General features: G+C 46.7%; 20 protein-coding genes, 1 pseudogene and 1 riboswitch. Of the genes and pseudogenes, 17 read left to right on the top strand and 4 right to left on the bottom strand.

The window, feature by feature from the left end; all coding sequences use genetic code 11:
- Positions 1-59: 59 nt before the first annotated feature.
- Both AC0VZ8_RS17995 and AC0VZ8_RS17990 read right to left on the bottom strand, forming a co-directional pair.
- The gene (locus AC0VZ8_RS17995; RefSeq protein ID WP_475487711.1) at positions 60-1,409 is read right to left on the bottom strand and encodes a TrkH family potassium uptake protein; all 1,350 of its coding nucleotides are present in this window, start codon (positions 1,407-1,409) and stop codon (positions 60-62) included.
- Positions 1,410-1,487: 78 nt separating this feature from the next.
- Positions 1,488-2,171 (bottom strand): universal stress protein, encoded by a 684-nt coding sequence (locus tag AC0VZ8_RS17990; RefSeq protein ID WP_475483903.1) that lies wholly within the window; start codon positions 2,169-2,171, stop codon positions 1,488-1,490.
- A 109-nt stretch (positions 2,172-2,280) separates the two neighbouring features.
- Positions 2,281-2,429: riboswitch (cyclic di-AMP (ydaO/yuaA leader) on the bottom strand.
- A 175-nt stretch (positions 2,430-2,604) separates the two neighbouring features.
- Between AC0VZ8_RS17990 and AC0VZ8_RS17985 the strand changes: the two genes are divergently transcribed.
- The 10 genes from AC0VZ8_RS17985 to AC0VZ8_RS17940 all read left to right on the top strand — a co-directional run bounded on the left by AC0VZ8_RS17985 (position 2,605) and on the right by AC0VZ8_RS17940 (position 11,208).
- A complete protein-coding gene (locus tag AC0VZ8_RS17985) occupies positions 2,605-3,237 on the top strand; it encodes a TetR/AcrR family transcriptional regulator (RefSeq protein WP_475483902.1) in 633 nt (210 codons plus the stop codon).
- Complete coding sequence (locus AC0VZ8_RS17980; RefSeq protein ID WP_475483901.1) at positions 3,234-4,088, top strand: ABC transporter ATP-binding protein; 855 nt, start codon at positions 3,234-3,236, stop codon at positions 4,086-4,088. Before AC0VZ8_RS17985 ends, AC0VZ8_RS17980 begins: the two co-directional genes overlap by 4 nt.
- Entirely contained in the window at positions 4,085-4,807 is a 723-nt protein-coding gene (locus tag AC0VZ8_RS17975) for a fluoroquinolone export ABC transporter permease subunit (RefSeq protein ID WP_475483900.1), read from the top strand. Before AC0VZ8_RS17980 ends, AC0VZ8_RS17975 begins: the two co-directional genes overlap by 4 nt.
- Positions 4,794-5,519, top strand: coding sequence for a hypothetical protein (locus tag AC0VZ8_RS17970; RefSeq protein WP_475483899.1), 726 nt, complete (start codon positions 4,794-4,796; stop codon positions 5,517-5,519). Before AC0VZ8_RS17975 ends, AC0VZ8_RS17970 begins: the two co-directional genes overlap by 14 nt.
- Positions 5,520-5,965: 446 nt before the next feature.
- A complete protein-coding gene (locus AC0VZ8_RS17965) occupies positions 5,966-6,856 on the top strand; it encodes a class I SAM-dependent methyltransferase (protein WP_071220806.1) in 891 nt (296 codons plus the stop codon).
- A 13-nt stretch (positions 6,857-6,869) separates the two neighbouring features.
- The gene (trxA, locus tag AC0VZ8_RS17960; RefSeq protein WP_475487710.1) at positions 6,870-7,184 is read left to right on the top strand and encodes a thioredoxin; all 315 of its coding nucleotides are present in this window, start codon (positions 6,870-6,872) and stop codon (positions 7,182-7,184) included.
- Positions 7,185-7,359: 175 nt separating this feature from the next.
- Positions 7,360-8,904 carry a choice-of-anchor Q domain-containing protein gene (locus AC0VZ8_RS17955; RefSeq protein ID WP_475483898.1) on the top strand — a complete coding sequence of 515 codons (1,545 nt, stop codon included), beginning with the start codon at positions 7,360-7,362 and terminating at the stop codon, positions 8,902-8,904.
- 292 nt (positions 8,905-9,196) lie between these two features.
- Entirely contained in the window at positions 9,197-9,622 is a 426-nt protein-coding gene (locus tag AC0VZ8_RS17950) for a disulfide oxidoreductase (RefSeq protein WP_071220808.1), read from the top strand.
- Between the two features lie 180 nt (positions 9,623-9,802).
- The gene (locus tag AC0VZ8_RS17945) at positions 9,803-10,426 is read left to right on the top strand and encodes a flavin reductase family protein (protein ID WP_475483897.1); all 624 of its coding nucleotides are present in this window, start codon (positions 9,803-9,805) and stop codon (positions 10,424-10,426) included.
- Between the two features lie 95 nt (positions 10,427-10,521).
- Positions 10,522-11,208 carry a sulfite exporter TauE/SafE family protein gene (locus tag AC0VZ8_RS17940; protein ID WP_071220835.1) on the top strand — a complete coding sequence of 229 codons (687 nt, stop codon included), beginning with the start codon at positions 10,522-10,524 and terminating at the stop codon, positions 11,206-11,208.
- A 6-nt stretch (positions 11,209-11,214) separates the two neighbouring features.
- Here AC0VZ8_RS17940 and AC0VZ8_RS17935 read toward each other — a convergent pair whose 3' ends face one another.
- Positions 11,215-11,622: a FixH family protein gene (locus tag AC0VZ8_RS17935; protein WP_071220810.1), complete on the bottom strand. Its 408-nt coding sequence runs from the start codon at positions 11,620-11,622 to the stop codon at positions 11,215-11,217.
- A gap of 478 nt (positions 11,623-12,100) precedes the next feature.
- Between AC0VZ8_RS17935 and AC0VZ8_RS17930 the strand changes: the two genes are divergently transcribed.
- The 7 genes and pseudogenes from AC0VZ8_RS17930 to AC0VZ8_RS17900 all read left to right on the top strand — a co-directional run bounded on the left by AC0VZ8_RS17930 (position 12,101) and on the right by AC0VZ8_RS17900 (position 19,811).
- Positions 12,101-12,472 (top strand): iron chaperone, encoded by a 372-nt coding sequence (locus tag AC0VZ8_RS17930; protein WP_071220811.1) that lies wholly within the window; start codon positions 12,101-12,103, stop codon positions 12,470-12,472.
- 258 nt (positions 12,473-12,730) lie between these two features.
- Positions 12,731-13,507, top strand: a complete 777-nt coding sequence (locus AC0VZ8_RS17925) for a TerC family protein (RefSeq protein ID WP_071220836.1) — start codon at positions 12,731-12,733, stop codon at positions 13,505-13,507.
- A 240-nt stretch (positions 13,508-13,747) separates the two neighbouring features.
- Entirely contained in the window at positions 13,748-16,003 is a 2,256-nt protein-coding gene (locus tag AC0VZ8_RS17920; protein WP_071220812.1) for an ATP-binding cassette domain-containing protein, read from the top strand.
- Positions 16,004-16,145: 142 nt separating this feature from the next.
- Positions 16,146-16,643 (top strand): DinB family protein, encoded by a 498-nt coding sequence (locus AC0VZ8_RS17915; protein WP_475483896.1) that lies wholly within the window; start codon positions 16,146-16,148, stop codon positions 16,641-16,643.
- A gap of 234 nt (positions 16,644-16,877) precedes the next feature.
- Positions 16,878-17,096 (top strand): annotated as a pseudogene (locus AC0VZ8_RS17910) (SRPBCC domain-containing protein); the annotation flags it as partial.
- A gap of 319 nt (positions 17,097-17,415) precedes the next feature.
- Entirely contained in the window at positions 17,416-18,666 is a 1,251-nt protein-coding gene (locus tag AC0VZ8_RS17905; RefSeq protein ID WP_475483895.1) for an MFS transporter, read from the top strand.
- Between the two features lie 266 nt (positions 18,667-18,932).
- Positions 18,933-19,811 (top strand): ADP-ribosylglycohydrolase family protein, encoded by an 879-nt coding sequence (locus AC0VZ8_RS17900; protein ID WP_475483894.1) that lies wholly within the window; start codon positions 18,933-18,935, stop codon positions 19,809-19,811.
- On the opposite strand, the gene AC0VZ8_RS17895 is transcribed toward AC0VZ8_RS17900, so the two are convergent.
- Entirely contained in the window at positions 19,806-20,195 is a 390-nt protein-coding gene (locus tag AC0VZ8_RS17895) for a hypothetical protein (RefSeq protein ID WP_475483893.1), read from the bottom strand. The two genes, AC0VZ8_RS17900 and AC0VZ8_RS17895, sit on opposite strands and share 6 nt — an antisense overlap.
- Positions 20,196-20,201 lie beyond the last annotated feature (6 nt).

Below are 20,201 nucleotides of genomic sequence, written 5' to 3'. Positions count from 1 at the left end.
ATGTGTACCAAAGGTTAAAGTATTAATGGACAAGAAAATTCTTGATTGGGAACCCTGAGTTACCCAATCAAGATATGATCTTCCGCGTAACCAATTTTGGAGGTGCGTTTTTTTTGAGCCAATGCATAAGCGAGCGTTAAGGGACCCAGACGGCCGGCAAACATCGTTATCGCTACAATGACTTTCCCCACGGGGGACAATTCACTTGTCAATCCCATCGACAAACCGGTGGTGCTAAATGCTGAGGTCGCTTCAAACAACACTTCCAAGAAATGTTCTTCTAGCATTCCTTCAGAGATGGTCAGCAACAGGGAAACGCCCAGCACGACCACCAAAGAACTCATGACAACGGCCAAGGCGCGCATAACGGTTTCTCCTGCTATTTTGCGCTTGAAGGCATGGATTTGACCACCCCCGCGAAAGGTTTGGATCGTAGCTAGGATGAGTACAACAAGCGTATTGATCTTAATACCGCCCCCTGTTCCTCCGGAGGCAGCACCGATGAACATCAGAATAATAATGAAAAACTGAGAAGCCGCCAGCATGCTGCCGATATCTATCGTGTTAAACCCCGAGCTTCGAGGCGTTATGCCTTGGAAAAAAGCAGCCAGCACTTGTTCGCTTTCGCTCAATTGGCCAAAGGTTGATGGATTCCAGCTCTCCAAAAAGTAAATAAATAGAAAACCGAGCAGGGACAGCGTTCCTGTTCCGACTAGGACAACCTTGGAGTGAAGCGAAAGCTTCTTCCATGAACGCTTTTGAAATACATCCACAATGACGATATAGCCGAGGCCTCCAATGATAAATAGCAGGACAATCGTAATATTGACGATCGGATCGCCGACAAAGGGGGTTAGGCTGTCAGACCACAGGGCGAATCCGGCATTGCTGAATGCCGAAACGGAATGGAAAAGGGCGTAATAAGCTGCCTGTCCCCACCCGAAGTCCTGTTGCCAGCGGAGTGTAAGGACAATCGTTGCTAATGCTTCAAACGCGAATGCAATGAGTACCATATACATGGACAATTTAACCAAACCTTGTGCCGAGGTCGAATGCGTGGTTTGCTGAATAATCATTCGTTGCTTCAAGCCAATCCTTTTCCCCAGAACAATGGCAACCATCACGCCAAAGGTCATAAAGCCGAGCCCGCCAATTTGAATCAAGATCATGATAATGACTTGTCCAAAAGTCGAAAAAACACTACCGGTATCCAAGACAACGAGCCCGTTTACGCAGATTGCTGAGGTGGCAGTAAATAAAGCATCCAGCAGACCAATTGACCTCCCGGTGGAGGAAGAGTAGGGAAGCGCGAGCAATGCGGTCCCGATTAATATTAAAGTGAAAAAGACAAGCATGACGAGTTGAGGGGGACTCATATTTTTTTTAAGCTTGTTGATAAACAACTCCATTGTGTCAGGAGCGGAATGTTGTGTATTTCGATCGTTTGCATTCATAAATGTTCTTCTCACAAGTTCCACCCCCATTCTTTATTGATCGCCGGGTTTATCGAAGAATTTTCTGTTTTGGAAAAAAGACGAGTCTACTACTTTTCCGTGACTTATTTTCAAATATTGGATCTCGTGGTCTGTTTTTATTTTCAGCACGCCGGTGTCAAAATCGGTATTTAACTCTTTGAAAAATAGACCTTCGGCTATTGGATCGCCCCCGGACTCCTTACTGCCAAGCAGGTAATGAGAACCCTCTCTGAACACAGTGACTCGAATTCCCCGTTCATGGGTGTCAGCTATTGGATCATCCATCCTTTGAACCGCTACAATGTGTAAGTCCGTCTCGCCTATCTGGTTTAAAAGCTCGTTAACAAACGAACCGCGCGTAATTTCTTGCCATCGCGTTTGACCGGATTGTCCGATGATTAGTTGGGTGATTTGATGATTCTTGGCGGTTTCCGCTATGATTTCTGAAGCCTTGCGATCTTCATTCGTTTTGACAATGAAGGTTGCCCCATACTCGTTGCATTTCACTTGCCACTCAGCCATATACCTTTCTTGTGCCTGATCTAACTCACCTTCACGCAAGGGTATAACGCTCAACACAAACAGGGGACACTGAAGAAGTCTGGCTAATTCGCCGCCTCGACGGATGAGGCGTTCTCCGTTTGGTCCGTAATACACGCATACCAGTATCTTTTCATTATTAAGCAGAATAATCATTCCTTTCTTTTCTAAGCACTACAGCGTTAACAAAAAAGGCCAGGAAGCAGAGACAGTTCTGCTTCCTGGCCTTGGTTGTACGGATCATGGACAAGTCAAAGTAGTAAGAGTGTTCTCTCCCAAGACGCTGACGAGGTTAGCTGTCGGATTCGGGATTGAGAGTCCCCGTTCCTTCTTATCCAGAAAGAATTCACCCCTAAAGCTTAGTCGCTTTGTTGGTTCCCCCGTTCCTCATAGAGGATTAAGCATTTATGCGTATGAAATTTATCGTAATAAATATTATGCTAAAACATGCTGAAAGTAAACAGTTACCGATAAGTAAACAACATCATATCAAATATATTGACAAACGGGACTTTGGGGAGTACTTTTATGAATATAAAATAAAATTATTCACAGAATCACAAACCTGATTAAGGATGTGAAGTGCAACATGCCCAAAAAATTCTCGGACGAAGAACGTGAATGGATACGCCAAAAACTGCTGACGGAGGCACGCCATCATTTCGAAACGGCGGGCCTTCGCAAAACGAGTGTTGAAGATCTGACGAAGGCCGCCGGCATTGCCCAAGGCTCGTTCTACATGTTTTTCGGATCGAAAGAGGAATTATATTATGAACTGATTCTGGAGGAGGAGCAGCGAATTCGCAATGCCGTTCTGGATTTATTCCCTCCTGAAGAGGTCTGCAGTAAGGAAAGCATTAAACGGTTTCTCTTATATTCACTTAGGATGATGGACGAGAGCCCGATGCTTCGGCAGATGATGGATCGCGGGGAGATGGAGCTGTTGTTCAGGAAATTGCCGAAAGACTTGCTGGAGCGTAACTTTATGGAGGATCAAGACGCGCTCTTGCCTGTGATTACGGCTTGGCAGAAGGCTGGCATTTTACCTGGTACGGCACCCGAATCCATCGTGGGCATGATCAGATCCTTGGCACTGCTTACGCTGCACCAAAAAGAGATTGGAGAGGAGCAATTTACATCTACGATCGAATTGCTAGTCGAGTTATTATCTGCCGGTATGCTTGCGGTGTCTAATACGCCGAAGGGAGATGGAGCGTTGTGATCGAAGTAAGAGGGCTTCATTACACGTATCCGAATCGGAAAGAGCCGACCCTGCATGGACTTGATTTTGTCATCCCGCCTGGCGAAATCTTTGGCTTTCTCGGCCCGTCCGGCGCTGGTAAAAGTACGACGCAAAAACTGCTGATCGGCGTCCTGAAAGGTTATCAAGGAAGTATAAAAGTCATGGGCAATGAAATCAGGGATACCGGTCCCGATTATTATGAGCGAATCGGAGTAGCTTTTGAATTCCCGAACTTCTACAGCAAATTTTCGGTTCTCGACAATTTAAAGCTCTTTCGTTCCCTTTACAAGGGGAAGACGGAGGATCCCATGAAACTGCTGCAGCAAGTCGATCTAACAGATGCCGCAAATATGAAGGTTTCCCAGCTATCCAAGGGCATGAAGATGAGGTTGAATTTCTGTCGGGCGTTACAGCATGATCCAGAAATCCTATTTCTGGATGAGCCTACATCCGGATTAGACCCGGTCAATGCCCACCGAATGAAGGAATTGATACTTGCGAAAAAGGCTGCCGGCAAGACGGTTCTAATAACAACCCATAATATGCAAGCGGCAGAAGAACTTTGCGATCGGGTAGCCTTTATCGTCGACGGTGAAATCAAATTAATCGATTCACCCAGAGAGTTGAAACTTCGTAAGGGAAGAAAGGAGGTCCGAGTCGAATACAGAAGGGATGGCGAATTAACGGGGGCGGTATTTTCTCTGGATGGCATCGGTGAGAATAACCAATTTCTTAAGCTGATACAGGATTATCCCCTCGATACCATTCATTCGCAAGAGGCGTCGCTCGAACAAATTTTTATTGAGGTAACGGGGAGGCAGCTTGTATGAAGGGCCTAAGCTTATTTGTATTCGATCTGCGTTTCCAGTGGCGCCACGGATTCTATTGGGTTTATGTGTTTGTCTGTACCTGTTATTGGATACTGCTCCGATTCGTACCCGAGGCCTACCAGGAGACAACAGCGACTGTGTTGACATTCAGCGATCCCGCAGCCCTGGGGCTTATCATGGCAGGCGGCATGGTCCTGCTGGAGAGGGACCAGGGCGTCCACGATCCGTTGTTTGTAGCGCCGGTACACATTCGGGAATATTTGCTGGCGAAGGCTGCGTCTCTGTCGGTGTTATCCCTTGCGGCAGGATGGGTGATTCATATGGCGACCGGCAGTCTCCCGGAATATCCGCTTGCTTTTTCTGCTGGTATTGTCTTAACATCAACCTTCATGACCTTGCTGTCGATTGGCGTGGCGGCACGCCAACGGACGGTTAACAGTTTTATTCTGATGGTGCAGGTTTACGCGCTGCCATTCATCCTTCCATTGTTTAGTTTTCTTCAATTGTGGCATGAAGACCTGTTTCTCGTCCTTCCGACCGAAGGAACTCTCCGGTTAATTGTGTCTCCCAGTGACGGCTTATCCATTGGCAGCGTACTATATTCCATATGTATTTTGTTGATTTGGAACTTTGTGGCTTACATCTGGGCGCAGCGATCCTATACCCGACATGTGTTGATGCGCGTAGGTGAAGGAGGGGGCATTAATGGAGAGATATAGAGCCCTCATTATCATGGATCTACGGCATGCGTGGAAGGATCCCGTTCTGATGGCAGCTATGTTCGGTCCGCTGCTACTTCTGTTTCTATCGAGGTTTGGATTCCCGGTTGCCGTTAATTGGCTCGATGTAAACTATTCGTTTCATTTGGAGCCGTATAGTGGCTTTGCGGCATCGCTATTGATTGTTACGATTCCCATGCTGACAGGAATGCTCACCGGTCTCCTTATTCTCGATGAACGCGACGAGAATGTGATTGCATATTATGCGGTTACCCCACTAATGCGTAAAGGTTATTTGCTATATAGAGTGACGCTTCCTTTTTTGTTATGCACCGTATTATCCATTCTATATCTGTCTTTTTCGACTTTATCGGATATTCACTGGGCTCAATTGGGTGTTTTACTGTTGCTGGCATCGGAAGCTCCAATATTCTCGTTGTTCCTTGCCGCTTTCTCAGCGAACAAGGTAGAAGGATTAGCCTTATCTAAAATAGGAGGGCTGTTCATAGCCGGACCTGTGGTGGCCAACTTCGTTCCAGGAGCTTGGCAGGTGTTAGGCGCTTGGCTCCCAACGTATTGGCCTGCAAAAGTGCCCTATCTGATCACGCAGAATGAACCTATGTTGGCAATCGTTTTCTTTTCGGTCGGATTGCTGTTACATGCCGCCTACTTATTTTTCATGGTATCTGTGTTCAACAACAGACAATCTTAATGGGGCTGTCAAAGTATAGGTTCTTTTGAAGTCTGAGCAGAAAGCAGCCGATCTGAATGATCGGCTGCTTTTTACTATTGTCTAACAATCGGTTATACTATTCAGCCCCCGAAGTAATTACGGCTAAAAATGGTATTGCATATTGAAGTTAACTCGTTTATTATGGATATTATACATCCATAATAATAGCATTCTTAAGAAGAAGAGCTAGGAAGAGGGGAGGGGACATGCTGTTCTCCAGAAGTACAGCAGGCTCAGGAACATTCGGGAAGTGAGCGTATACTAAACAAGAAGGGATACATGTTTTGCATCTTAATTATGGATAATATAGATCCGTTAATGCAAAAACCAATGAATCAACCAACTTTCGATGTGGTGATCATTGGAGGCGTCGACGGGTTTCACAACCGCAACCAGAAACTATAACGGAAAGAGAGATGAAAGTTATGAATGATTTTTTTAATGAGGCTATTTGGGAAAAGGCTTGGAAAGAACATGGCGAACGTGTTGTGAACAAGATGAAAAAGGCCGGAACCGACCCGACCCGTGCCTTTGATCACAAGGCGAAGACTTTCAATGAGCAATCGTTTAATGAAGAGGGAAGAAAACGGACCACACGGATCATGAATTGGATTGAAGGACAAGGAGTTCAATTCAACAACGCGTCTGTGCTGGACATCGGCGCCGCTTCGGGAGTATTCTCGGTGCCGTTTGCAGAGCGGGGGGCCCGTGTAACAGCCGTCGAATCTTCTCTACCCTTGATCGAACTGCTGAAGGAAAATATCACAAAATTCGCCGATGACCAGGTGAAGATTGTGCCCGAACCTTTTGAAGATATTGACGTGCTGGCCAGAGACTGGAGTAATGCCTTTGATCTGGTTTTTGTCTCGATGTGTCCGGTCATTCTGGATTGGGATAGCGTCGAAAAGATTCTACAATGCGCCCGGGATTATTGTTATATCAGTATGCCGGCAGGCTCTATGGAAATCAGTTTGGTGAATGAAATCTGGCCGCTTATCACCGGTCAGCCCTTCCAATCGAAGCACTTGGAGTTCGGATATTTGCTTCATCTGCTGTATCTCAAAGGCTATTCCTATGAGTCTCTTATAACACGGGAAACAAAAACGACGGAAGTTACAAGAGAAGCGGCGTTACAAGAAATGATGAACTGGCTTCGCAGTCACGGTCTGGCTACAGATGAGCAGAATCGGAAATTGGTTGCAGACTATTTGGAGCAAGCGTATCCGTCCGGCAAAGTAACGATTCGACAGAGTGGTCGTTATGGCAAAGTACTGGTTCGAATGCAGGATTTAAGCATGTACACAAGAAAAATCTGAAGGGATGATGATGATGGCAATTCAACACGCAACAGATTCTACTTTTAAAGGGATGATCCAAACCTACGGAGTAACCGTAGTGAATTTTTGGGCTTCCTGGTGTGGTCCGTGCAGAATGTTTGCACCTGTTCTTGAGGAATTTGAAAGGGAAGCAAAAGATTCCATTAAAGTAGTTAAAGTAAATGTAGACGAAAACCCGGCGACGTCTTCCCAATTTCAGATTATGAGCATACCGACCACCCTTGTTTTCAAAGATGGGAAGCTTCTATATAAAGAAGCAGGCATATTGCCGAAACATGTCTTGAAACAACGCACTGCCTCCAATTAAAGAATCAAGATGAAAAAAGTCTTAATGAATAGAACGGAGATCTCAAAAGGATCTCAGTTTGCATGCCAAAAAATCATGCTTTGTAAACGCCTTGTTTGGCTTATTTCATATTCGTAGTGACTCGAATATTGATCTCCATGTAATATAAATAGGAACAGATGGGAGATGAGGAACGATGTTGAAATTAGTAAAGGCGTTGCTGGTGGGATTGAGCATCACTGTATTTGGTTTGGATTCTGGAAATGTACAATCTTCCCCCGCGTCGGCAGCCGGTACTGAGTACTATGTAGCTACCGACGGGAGTGACTCCAATCCAGGGACGATGAGTGCGCCTTGGAAGACGCTGCAGCATGCGGCTGAGGAGGCTGATCCGGGCAGCTTGATTTACGTTCGGGGCGGCGTATATAATCAAAAACTCAAGATAACACGCTCCGGTACAGCCTCGCAGGGTCCCATAACTTTCAAGAACTATGGATCAGAGAAAGCTATCATCGATGGTACTGGACTTTCAGTCAACGGGATCGAAGGGCTTGTCGAGCTAACCAATGTGAATTACATTACGATTCAAGGCTTGGAGATTCGCAACTATACAACGACTTCCAGAAACGCGGTTCCTGTTGGAATTTATGTTCAAGGTTCTGGCGGCTTTATAAATCTGACGAATAACAACATCCATGATATCAAGAGCACAGTCACACCTACCGGCAGCGATTTGCTTGGCAGAGATGCTCATGGTATTGCCGTATACGGCACCAAAGCTCCGGAATCGCTTCATGACATTACGATTCACGGGAATGAGCTGTACAATCTAATCTTGGGTTCGAGTGAAACACTGGTGTTGAATGGTAATGTAGATACGTTTAAAGTAACGGACAATCTTATTCACGATAACGACAACATCGGGATCGATATTATCGGTTTCGAGGGAACTGCGCCGGAAGAAGCATACGACCAGGCCCGAAATGGTTTGGTGAAAGGCAATCGGGTATATAATATTTCCTCCAACAACAATCCTTCTTATGGGGAAAAACTCCCGAATAACAGTAATGCAGCCGGTGGTATTTATGTTGATGGCGGTAAAGACAGCATCATTGAGCAAAACTACAGCTACAACAATGACATCGGCATTGAAATTGCCTCGGAGCATGCGGGCAAATCCACCAGTGATATTGCGATCCGAAGCAACGTGGTGCACAATAACCGGTTGACGGGCATCGCCATGGGTGGATACGACGACGAACGGGGGTCAACGGTGAATTGCAAGATCGTGAACAACACCGTCTACAATAACGATCTTTTAGGTGAGGGCAGCGGTCAGCTCTATGTGCAGTATGATACGAAAAATAACGTAATTAAGAACAATATCTTTGTGGCCAGTTCAACGGGTGTGCTGATCTACAATGAATATACAAAAAATTCAGGTAACGTGGTGGATTACAATCTATATTTTTCACCAGGCGGTAGCACGGATGCTTTCTGGACATGGAAGAACAAAGATTACGCTGGCTTTTCCGCTTATCAAGCGGGAACCGGCAACGATGCGCATTCATTGTTCAAGGATCCTGCATTCGTCAATGCTTCCGGAGGCGACTTCCATCTTCAATCTTCGTCCTCAGCAATTGATGCTGGATCGACGGATAACGCAATTATCGGTACACAGGACATTGACGGGCAGCCAAGAGTGCAAGGGGCCGATGTGAACATCGGCGCAGATGAGTAAAGTTATGCTTTTTTAGAAACGAGCAACAGAGTTGGAATGTTAAGAGAGACTAATATAGGCTGTTTCGGTAGCAATCGTTGTTTTTATGTGGACAACTTCGGCTTCGAACTCGATAAAAAGTCGCCAATTTTGGCGGCTTTTTTGTCTTCCTGTTAATATTTTTCCAGCTAGATCGAACCTATAGCCCGAAGGAGCCATTTTCATTTATAGACAATTAAGAGAAAATGAGAAAACATATGACCAAATCTCGTATGAGGGCTAGAAACAAAATAGAAGGGAGGTCGTTTGAACAATGAATAAAACGGGAGTATGGCTGTTTTTTGCATGGACTGTATCAGCTGTGGCAACTAGCGGAAGTTTGTTTCTTAGTGAAGTATGGCATTTTACGCCATGCGTCTTATGTTGGTATCAAAGGATCTTCATGTATCCATTAGTCATTGTCTTGGGAATCGCGGCATATCGGCAAAAGACGCACATTGTCCCATACATCCTACCCCTTGTCATCATTGGTGGAGGCATATCTACATATCATAGTATCATTCAAAAACTCCCCAAAGAGTCAGATATTGCCGCATGCGGGCCGGTATCCTGCTTGAATGACTATTTGAATTGGTTCGGTTGGTTGACCATTCCGATGCTGGCATTTGCCGCGTTCGTGCTCATCGCCGTGGCTCTATTGCTGGCCCTGCGCTCGCAGAAGCAACAAACAAACCAGTGATGAAAGCTGCTCTTACTATATGACCTGTAACAGCCGTCCTTAGGGTCGGCTTTTTTCATCATCAATGATATGATAGTGATCCAATTTTTATATCTTGCGGTCTTATTCCATAACCCTATGCTCCAACAACGAGCTTGTGATACATTACTTAAAAATCATGTCGAGGAGATGGAATCTGATATGCATAAAGTCATACATCCCAAAATTCATTATTTCGGGACTTCGGTCGTGTTGATAAGTACCATCAACGAAGACGGCACACCCAATTTGGCTCCGATGCCCTCAGCCTGGTGGCTCAATCAATCATGCATGCTTGGTATGAGCAGCAAGTCTCAGACTGTTCAAAATATCATTCGTGAAGGGGAGTGCGTGCTTAATCTCCCGTCGATTGACTTGATTCCCGCAGTTGAGCGTCTGACCCTGTTAACAGGTCGCAACCCGGTCCCTGAGTCGAAAGCAGCAAGGGGGTATCAGTTTGAGGCGAATAAATTCGGTGTCGCAGGGTTAACACCACTTCCGTCCCAGCTCGTTCAAGCGCCGCGTGTGAAAGAATGTCCTGTCCATCTGGAAGCCAGGTTTGTCAAGCTCCATCCTTTTGAAGAACCAAGCTCACTTGTTGCCATCGAAGTGCGCATTGATAAAGTTCATGTTGGGGTAGATCTTCTTATGGAAGCCCATTCAAACTATGTCGATCCTTCGAAATGGAATCCGATGATTATGAATTTTTGCGAATATTTTGGTCTAAGCGAGCAATTGTCCTCTTCAAAATTAGCGCCGGTATTCGGACCTGATTCAGTAGAATAGCTATTCTTAATATTCGCGCACCTTCATACAATGAATGGATGTGCGATCCTATGAAGAACGGCGTATATTGTCCGGCCGGGAAGGGGTTTGAGAACATGGACTGGACGGGAAACGGGTTGCTGTTAGTAGCTCTGACAGGCTTGATGGGGGCGCCGCATTGCCTGGTGATGTGCGGAGGGATCGTTTCTTCTCTGGCCCTTCGAACCAGCAGCTCTCCGCTTGCTTCTACGTTAGCCTACAACGCTGGCAGAGTGACAACGTACACGGTGATCGGAGGCTTTATGGGGATGGTGGGCTCCTTCCTGGATGTGGCTGGCAGCTTCGTTGGCTTTCAAGGCGCGGCCAGCATCATTGGAGGTCTGCTCATTCTGCTGTGGACATTTCGTCGGTACACACTGCCCATTTATAACGCGCATCTGCCGAGACATTCTTTGTTACATCTGAAATTGGAACGGCTTGGTCAGCGGTATGAGTTGTTTGCGACTTTTCTAACGGGCCTACTGCTCGGTTTTCTTCCATGCGGTTTGACCTATGCGATGCACATGAATGCAGCGGCATCCGGATCTGGTCTGGAAGGCCTTTTGATCATGCTGGTATTTGGACTTTCGACTTTTCCCATTTTACTCTTAACGGCGCTGTCGGCCGGCAGTTTAACGAAAAAGTGGCGCAGAGGAATGCGTAAACTCGGCGGATTTCTGGCCTTTTTAATGGGGGTGCTTTCCATTTTAAAAGGAATTAGCGCCAACGGATGGATCCCGGGAATTCACCCATGGTTATGGTAAGCAGGGCTAGCGAACGTTGAACAACGTCCTCACCGTGACATTTTGATCCTCCCAACGAAGGACCGCTTCTGCTTCCCAAAGGCCTTGCATAACAGGTACGGCCGTTGCGCTGTATACACCTGGCTTTGATTCGACAATCTCGGCGGGGAATACACCACAAAACATATCGGGCATCTTGAGGTTAAGTTTAATATCGGCATTAACAATGGGCTTCTCAGGCAGCTCGGTAATGAAAACCTGAAAGGACGTTTCTTTCATGGGTTCTGCGACAGATTGAACGGTTTGTAATTCCATGCGAAGCTGCCCATCGGTATACAGGTTTTCTACTTTGGAACGATCATGAACCTGCCGGTAAATCGTCATTGCCGCGATCATAAAGAGCAACAACAAAGCCACGCCCCATCTTGTCTTCATGATATCCCTTCTTTCGCCTGAAAACATGAGTATTCTCTCATAGTTATGTAAGAAAAGGTCAGAAGATGCACATATGGATGACAAGAAATCCGGGCCGGACTCTCTACAACTTTCTAGGGAACTTGCCTGTGAAATGGATGCGGAGGTTTTTTTGTGCCAAATGAACTTTTATCTTATTACACCATTAAGTTACCCTTAGGTTCCGTTTTTGATGCCAATCATGGGCGTTAAATTACAAAGTGGATACATCGGCCATGATAACAAAGGCGAATCGCAATATGGGGTCATCTTTTATTTGAATACAAAGGCGCTGAAACCGAGACATATCTTCATATTTTGAATAAAAACTTAATGGGAGAAATAAAAACTCTCTTGCATAAGAAAATCCTCTTGTATTAGAATTGTGTGGGGATCGTATATGTTGAGAATATATAGTTGCTTCTCCGATCGACATCATTTTCATATTAGGAGGAACAACATGGAAGTCTTTGCAGAATATTTAGCACATATTGATAACCCTGAACATCGTGAACGTACGGAAGAGGTTTTGGCTTGGGTAACTAAAAAATTCCCGCAATTAATGCCGAAAATGGCGTGGAATCAGCCTATGTTTACCGACCACGGCACATTTATCATTGGCTTTAGCATTGCCAAACATCATTTGGCTGTTGCACCTGAAAGAGTAGTGATTCAGCATTTTTCTGATGAAATTGTACAGGCTGGCTATGATCACACCAAAGAGTTGGTACGTATCCGGTGGGAAAGACCGGTCGACTTCTCATTAATTGAGAAAATGATCGAGTTTAATATGATGGATAAGGCTGACTGTACAACTTTTTGGCGAAAATAGCAAAAAAAGAATGTATAGGAAAATCCCCTTTAAAAAGGGGATTTTTGATGCTGGCTTCGGAAGTCGCCAAGTTGACCGTGGGGGTGAAAATTTGGCCTGAAATGAATGAAACGAGGCGTTACTTGACAACGTAATAACGAAAGGGAGTCATGGAACAATCAAAACTGGAGAAAAACCTCTGCTCTTTAAAGTGGAGATTAGATGTTTTCAGCCAGAAGTTTACCCATGAACATCGCACATAAGAGAGGGGAAGTACTGTTGGAATCAATTTGGCTGGAGTATGCATGGGCATTACTAATTCTTATTGGATTGGAAGGTTTGCTATCGGCGGATAATGCCCTTGTTTTAGCAGTTATCGCGAAGCACTTACCGGAGGACCAGAAGAAGAAAGCGATCAATTACGGGATTATTATGGCTTTTGTTTTTCGCTTCGCGGCTTTATTTGCGATATCGTTTATTGCGAACGTCTGGCAAATACAGGCGATTGGAGCTGCTTATCTTCTATACCTCGGATTAAAGCACATCATCAAAGCACGTTTCGGTAAGGAAAATAAAAATATTCGCGAGGACATAAAGAAAGATGCTGCCGGTAAAGGCTTCTGGCCAACGGTAAGCAAAATTGCTATTGCGGATCTCGCCTTTGCAATTGATTCCATACTTGCTGCAGTGGCACTGGCACTGGGTCTCCCAGATTCACCGCTTCCGGATTTCGGTGGCATGGACGGAGGACAATTCTTAGTTGTAGTGATTGGCGGAATCGCCGGGCTCATTCTAATCAAATTTGCAGCCACATGGTTTGTTAAGCTGCTTGCTCAACGGCCAGCGCTGGAGACCACAGCTTATGCGATCGTGGCATGGGTCGGTGTCAAGCTCGCTGTGATTACCTTAGCCCATGAAGATATTGGGGTGTTAGATCACCATTTTCCACATAGCACAGTCTGGACCATAATCTTCTATGGTGTCTTGGTGGCGATAGCCCTTCTCGGTTGGTTTGCACCTGGTAAAAGCAAACAGTCACAGACCGATCAACTCTAGTTCCGTGCTTTCGACCATAGTTGACAGATGGCCTTCCCCCAAGGGAGGGCCATTTTGCATGCCTGACTAAAATTCAATATGAGCAAAATTATGGATTGACATGACACGAAATAGTTTCCTATAATCATTGTGTCACTAAATGGTGTCCAATTAGAACATGTTTATACATACCACACTTCAGCCCACACTTCATATTACAAAACAGGTTGCGTTTGAACCAAGATCGGAAGGATGTTAGCCATGAGCGAATCGAATCAGGAATATATCGTAATCTCGGCTGCGAGGGAAAACAATCTCAAGAACGTATCCTTGCGCATTCCCAAGCGGAAGATCACGATATTCACCGGAGTATCCGGATCCGGCAAGTCATCGATCGTATTCGATACGATTGCCGCAGAATCTACACGTTTGCTGAATGAGAACTTCAGTATGTTCGTGCGTAACTTTCTTCCTCGCTATCCGCAGCCAGATGCGGACGCGATCGAGAATCTGAGTATGGCTGTAATCGTTGATCAGAAGCGGCTAGGCGGCGGTTCCCATTCCACAATGGGCACGATTACCGATATTTCTCCCATTCTCCGTCTTCTCTTCTCCCGAGTGGGACAGCCCTATGTCGGACAAGCGAACATGTTCTCTTTTAACGATCCGCAAGGCATGTGTCCCGAATGTAACGGGATTGGTCGCAAATTAGGCGTCGATATGAGCAAAGCGCTGGATATGTCAAAGTCGCTCAACGAAGGGGCTATTATGCTCCCGGATTATTCGGTGAACGGCTGGGAGTGGAACATGATCGTGCAGACCGGGGACTTTGATCTCGATAAGAAGCTGAACGACTATTCGGATGATGAACTGGATCAGCTGCTGTACGCCAAGGCCAGGAAAGTAAAGATGGACTTCGCCGGCAAGGCAACGAATATCACAGTAGAAGGCGTCATTGAGAAGTTCACGAACAAATACATCAAGCAGGATGTGAAGACGAAGTCCGAGCGCACACAAAAAGCTGTTGCACCCTACATTTCAGAAGGCCCGTGTTCCAGCTGCCGCGGAGCCAGACTAAGTCAGGCAGCCCTTAGCTGCAGGATCAATGGACTCAACATTGCCGAAATGTCCTCCATGGAGGTCAGTCACCTCATTCGAGTTATCCGGGAGATTGACAACGCGGTCGCAGCGCCGATGGTGAAATCACTAACGGAGCGGCTGCAGCATCTGGTGGATATCGGGCTTGATTACCTGACGCTGGATCGTGAAACCGACACATTGTCCGGCGGCGAGTCGCAGCGCGTCAAGATGGTGAAGCACCTGAGCGGCAGTCTGGTAGATGTCACTTACATCTTCGATGAGCCCAGCGTTGGCCTACACCCCCGTGATGTACACCGGTTAAATGAATTGCTTCAGAAGCTGCGCGACAAGGGCAATACCGTGATTGTTGTCGAGCATGATCCCGATGTGATCAAGGTGGCGGATCATATCGTAGACGTAGGACCTCACGCCGGCAGCCGCGGCGGCACGATCGTATATGAAGGAAGCTTCGAAGGCTTATTGGAGGCAGGCACGCTGACAGGCACTCATATGAAGCGGCCGCTGCAGCTGAAACAAGATTGCAGGCAACCCTCCGGCAAGCTATCTATCCAGGATGCCACACTTCACAACCTTCAGAACGTGAGTTTAGATATTCCAACCGGCGTACTGACCGTCGTTACTGGAGTTGCTGGCTCGGGCAAGAGTACGCTGATTAACGAAGTATTCCTCAGCCATCATCCGGATGCGATTGTCATTGACCAATCGGCGGTAGGCGTGTCAACACGCTCGAATCCCGCAACCTATACGGGCATAATGGACGATGTTCGCAAAGCGTTTGCTTCTGCAAACAAGGTCAATCAAGGCTTGTTCAGCTTCAACTCCAAAGGGGCTTGCGATAACTGTCAAGGATTGGGTGTAGTGTATACAGATCTTGCATTCCTCGAGAACGTGAAGCTGCCATGCGAAGTATGCGGAGGCAGACGGTTTAAGGAAGAGGTGCTCGAGTATAAATTAAACGGCAAATCCATTGCAGAAGTGCTGGAGATGACGGTGGAGCAGGCATTGGAATTTTTTGAACTAAAAGAGGTTGTGCGCAAGCTGCAAGCAATGAGTGATGTAGGGCTGAATTATATTACACTCGGCCAGCCGCTCAGTACGCTCTCAGGCGGGGAATGCCAGCGGATCAAGCTGGCTAGCGAGCTGCATAAGAAAGGGAGCATCTACGTGATGGATGAGCCGACGACGGGTCTACATATGTCCGACATCGGTGACCTGCTTGGGATCATGAACCGCCTCGTGGATGCAGGCAATACGGTGATCGTCATCGAGCATAACCTCGACGTGATCAGTCAAGCGGATTGGATTATCGATATGGGACCGGACGGTGGTAGCCGGGGTGGCCAAGTGGTATTCGAGGGCACACCTTCGAAGATCATCCATGCGGAGCAGTCGATCACGGGAAGATATTTGATGTAATCTACATTCACACGGGGAGTGTTAAGCCAGCGAATGGTTATCTGCATGTCGCCCCGTTATCGGTTGTCGAACGACCGAGACAAGCCTTTTCACTCGACCGTTTTTTTAGTATGCTAACCATAAAAAGGAGGAGTAGGAAATTATGGTGAAACAGCTGATCGTCGGTGACGCCAGCCATGAGCTGGCAACTACGCGCCGCATCCTGGAGCGATTGCCCGAGGAGCATATGACGTGGAAGCCTCACGTCAAATCCATGTCGTTGGGCGGACTTGCCACGCACCTGATCAACATCCTAAACTGGCAAATCGCAATTTTTCTGTACCCGGAATTCGATCTTTCGACCGTACCGCTTCGGCGGGAAGCCTTAGAAAGACGCGATGATGTGTTGGAAGAATTCGACGCAAACGTTGTCAAGCTTGAAAAGCTGTTAGACGAATGCGATGAGAGAACGCTCGCCGAGGAATGGACCTTGCGGAACGGCGACCATATCATCCTGCGCAAACCGCGGGCGATCGCGTTTCGCACCTTCGGATTAAGCCACATGGTCCACCACCGTGCGCAGCTCGGCGTTTATTTACGGCTGCTTGATATTCCGGTGCCGGGCATCTACGGTCCCTCGGCCGACGAGGAAGGTAAGTGAACGAAAAGCGCTGAAAAGTCTCAGGGCATTGTCAAAGGACAAGGACATATACACACAAACGAAGTCGCGGAAATCGCGGCTTTTTTTGTCAGCCGATATGGAAGCCATGATGAAGGTAATCGGGCGTTTTCCAATGGAGTGATTGGATTTTTCAAAAGAGCAATCTGTAAGAAATCCATGAATGAAACATTTGCTATGATCGAATACAGGAGTTGTCAACAAGGAGGGATGATGATGAACCAAAATAACGCAGTAAACAATATGGAAACGCAAGTAGGTGAATGCGAGATTGTGATCACCCGCATATTTGATGCTCCGCGCGAGATCGTGATTGATGCTTGGACGAAAGAGGAGCACTTGTCGAAGTGGTGGGGGCCTCAAGGTTTTACGATGACTACTCAGCAGTTTGATATGAAACCGGGCGGCACGTGGAAATTTATTATACACGGTCCTCGAATAGAGCATAGACCGTCTTGAGGAGCATCTGGCAAGGATGTCTTGACGCTAACGGCAAACGCCGGTTCAATCAGAAAGTATAAAGCCTCCGAATAGAAGAACCCGATTTAATCAGGATGCAAAAGCTGCTATTGGCGGCTTTTTTGGTTGAATGAAATGGTACTTAACGTGCTAAGTAGATTCGAATATTGAATATGTAAATTCAGTCTTAAGGAGGAGGTCAACGATGTTGAGGTCCGTATAATAAGGATTGGAAAGGAGAGACATACCACTACTCAAGATGGCATTTTTATAGACAAATTGGAGGTTGAAAAGATTGAATAGGCACGACACAAGCACCCATGCACCAAGCCTTCTTCGCAATCGGTTCCTGCAGACCATTTTATTATCAAGCGTGCTTCTGCAGATCGGAATCTGGGTACGTAATTTTGCTATCCTCCTGTATGTAGCGGATAGAACCAATAATGATCCATATGCTATTTCGCTAATCAGCGTAGCAGAATTTGCCCCGATATTTGTTTTTTCGTTCATCGGAGGTACATTTGCGGACCGCTGGAAGCCAAAGCGAACGATGATCTGGTGCGATTTATTATCCGCGGTATCGGTATTCGTAGTGCTTCTGACCATCCATTACGGTTCATGGCAATCCGTCTACCTTGTCGCATTCATCTCAGCTATTCTTTCGCAGTTCTCGCAACCTTCAAGTATGCGATTGTTTAAGTATCACGTGTCTGAAGAACAACTGCAGCAGGGGATGGCTTTATTCCAATCGCTGATGGCCATCTTCATGGTCCTTGGCCCTATGCTAGGCACATTCGTTTACAGCACGTTTGGCCTTGAAACATCGATTGCTGTAATGGGCGTAGTTTTTCTGTTATCCGCGCTCGTCCTGATTCGCCTGCCGGAGGATGATATGAAATCTCAAACAGCCGCCGTAAAAGGGCAATTTCGTAAGGACTTCGTTGAAGGCTTCCGCTATGTTTTGCAAAGCCAAGTGCTGCGCATGCTCGGACTTGCGTTTATTCTCGCCGGACTCGCTGTTGGCGTAGCCCAAGCGCTCAACCTGTTTATCGTAACGGAGCGGCTGGGCAGGAGCGAGGAGTTCCTGCAATATCTGCTAATGGTGAATGGCGCAGCCATGCTCATCGGCGGCGGAATCGTGGCCGTCTTCGCGAAGCGGGTTCCGCCGCAGGTTCTTCTTGCCATCGGCATGCTGGCAGGCGCGGTCTGTACAACCATAGTGGGGTATTCGACTAGTGTTCCGGTCACGCTGACCGTTCAATTTCTAAATGGGCTTGTTTTTCCTTGCATTCATATCGGGATCAGCACCATGATCCTGAAATGGTCGCATGCTTCCATTGTCGGTCGGGTGAATGGGGTTCTGAATCCGATGTTTGTTGGCATGATGGTCATTTCCATGTCTTTCGCTGGCGCGTTAAAGAACGCCTTTTCGCTGAGTACGATCTATAGCGGAGCAGGATTACTGTTTCTTCTTGGCTCACTCGTCATGGTGCCGATCATGAACCAAAAAGCGCCGGAACATGTACTTACTGCACAAGAGACATAATCTCGCACGATCGATAAGGTTATGTGAAGAAGAGCCGGCTAAAAAAATAGTCGGCTCTTCTTCATTCCCGGGGGAGGGGTAACTTCCAGCACAATACCTTTACGAATCGAGATGGTTAGAGCATTTGCACAGCCGAAGTCGCGATAATCGCGGCTTTTTTAATTTACCGATGCCCGTTTCTTTATATTTAGAAGATGACCGCTGTCCGTTTTGTTATAATTAACTTAATGGATTTCTTATTTAATGAACAGATACGAGGTGGTTGTATGGACAATATATTATATGACCGCATCAAAGGCGGCCTGTATGGAGTGGCTGTAGGCGACGCGCTTGGCGGAACGACGGAGTTTATGAGTGTGAAGGAGATTAAGGAGAAGCACGGCTATTTGACGGAGATCATCGGCGGCGGGGTGTGGCAGCTGGAACCGGGTGAAGTGACCGACGATACGATGATGACGCTGTGCGTGGCAGAAGGAATTCACGAAAATCCAGGGGAGCCAATGGAGGCGATTGGGCGTTTCTTCATGGAATGGTACCATTCGAGGCCCAAAGACATCGGGAATATCATCCGTCATGTTTTTCAAAAGTATGAGGGAGACTGGTTCGAAGCGGCCTTTGTGGCGCACATGGATATGGGGCAAAGCGGCGGGAATGGCTCCCTCATGCGATGCCTGCCTGCAGCACTTGCCTACAAGGACCCGGCGGATATTGACCGAGTGACCATCATGCAGTCACGGATGACGCATTATGATCCAAGGTGTGCCGAAGTCTGCGTCATGTACAACCGAATGGCCCAGCGCCTTTTGCAGGGTGAAAATTTAAGAACAGCGATCATGGCCGAGGTGGTGGGTAGCGAATACGAAGGCATCATTGAAGCACAGCCGGATTGCCCGGCAAGCGGTTATGTGGTCCACACCTTCCGGTGGGTACTGCATATTTTGCTCCATACGTCGGATTTTGCAGGAGTCGTTCAGAAGGCGGCCAATCTAGGAGATGATTCGGATACGATCGGAGCTATTGCCGGCGGATTGGCAGGTATCTACTACGGATATGAAGCTATTCCTGTACGATATGCAGAGGCGATCCTCATCAAAGATAGACTCGACCGGATCATTTCGCAACTGTATGCATTGAAAACTTTATGATAAAGAGATCATGAAACACAATATAAACGCAATGCTCGATAATGGTGTCATTACATATTTTTCTTTTGTACTTCTGGATATTAGATTTGCTATCGTATTCAATCCCAGAAATACAGTAATCACCCAAACCAAAATATTTGTAGGCAGAACATTAAAGATATTGATGACGTTAGTATGCTGCAAAAAAACAACTCCCATAACGAGAAGTATAATAGCGTTTATAGCACTTGCAACACGTAATTTGTAGGGCAGCACTTTATAATAGCCACCCATTGCAAATTCGCCTAAAGGCAAACCAAGCGCGAGCAACACTTGAAAAACGGCAATAGAAATAAACATAAAAGTGACGATAATGGATAATATGTGGAGCATACTCTCTTCCATACCATT

It is taken from the genome of Paenibacillus sp. QJM3NY_38, from assembly GCF_056173265.1.
Note: the sequence above shows the minus strand (reverse complement) of the source record. Positions and strands in the feature narration are given on the sequence as shown.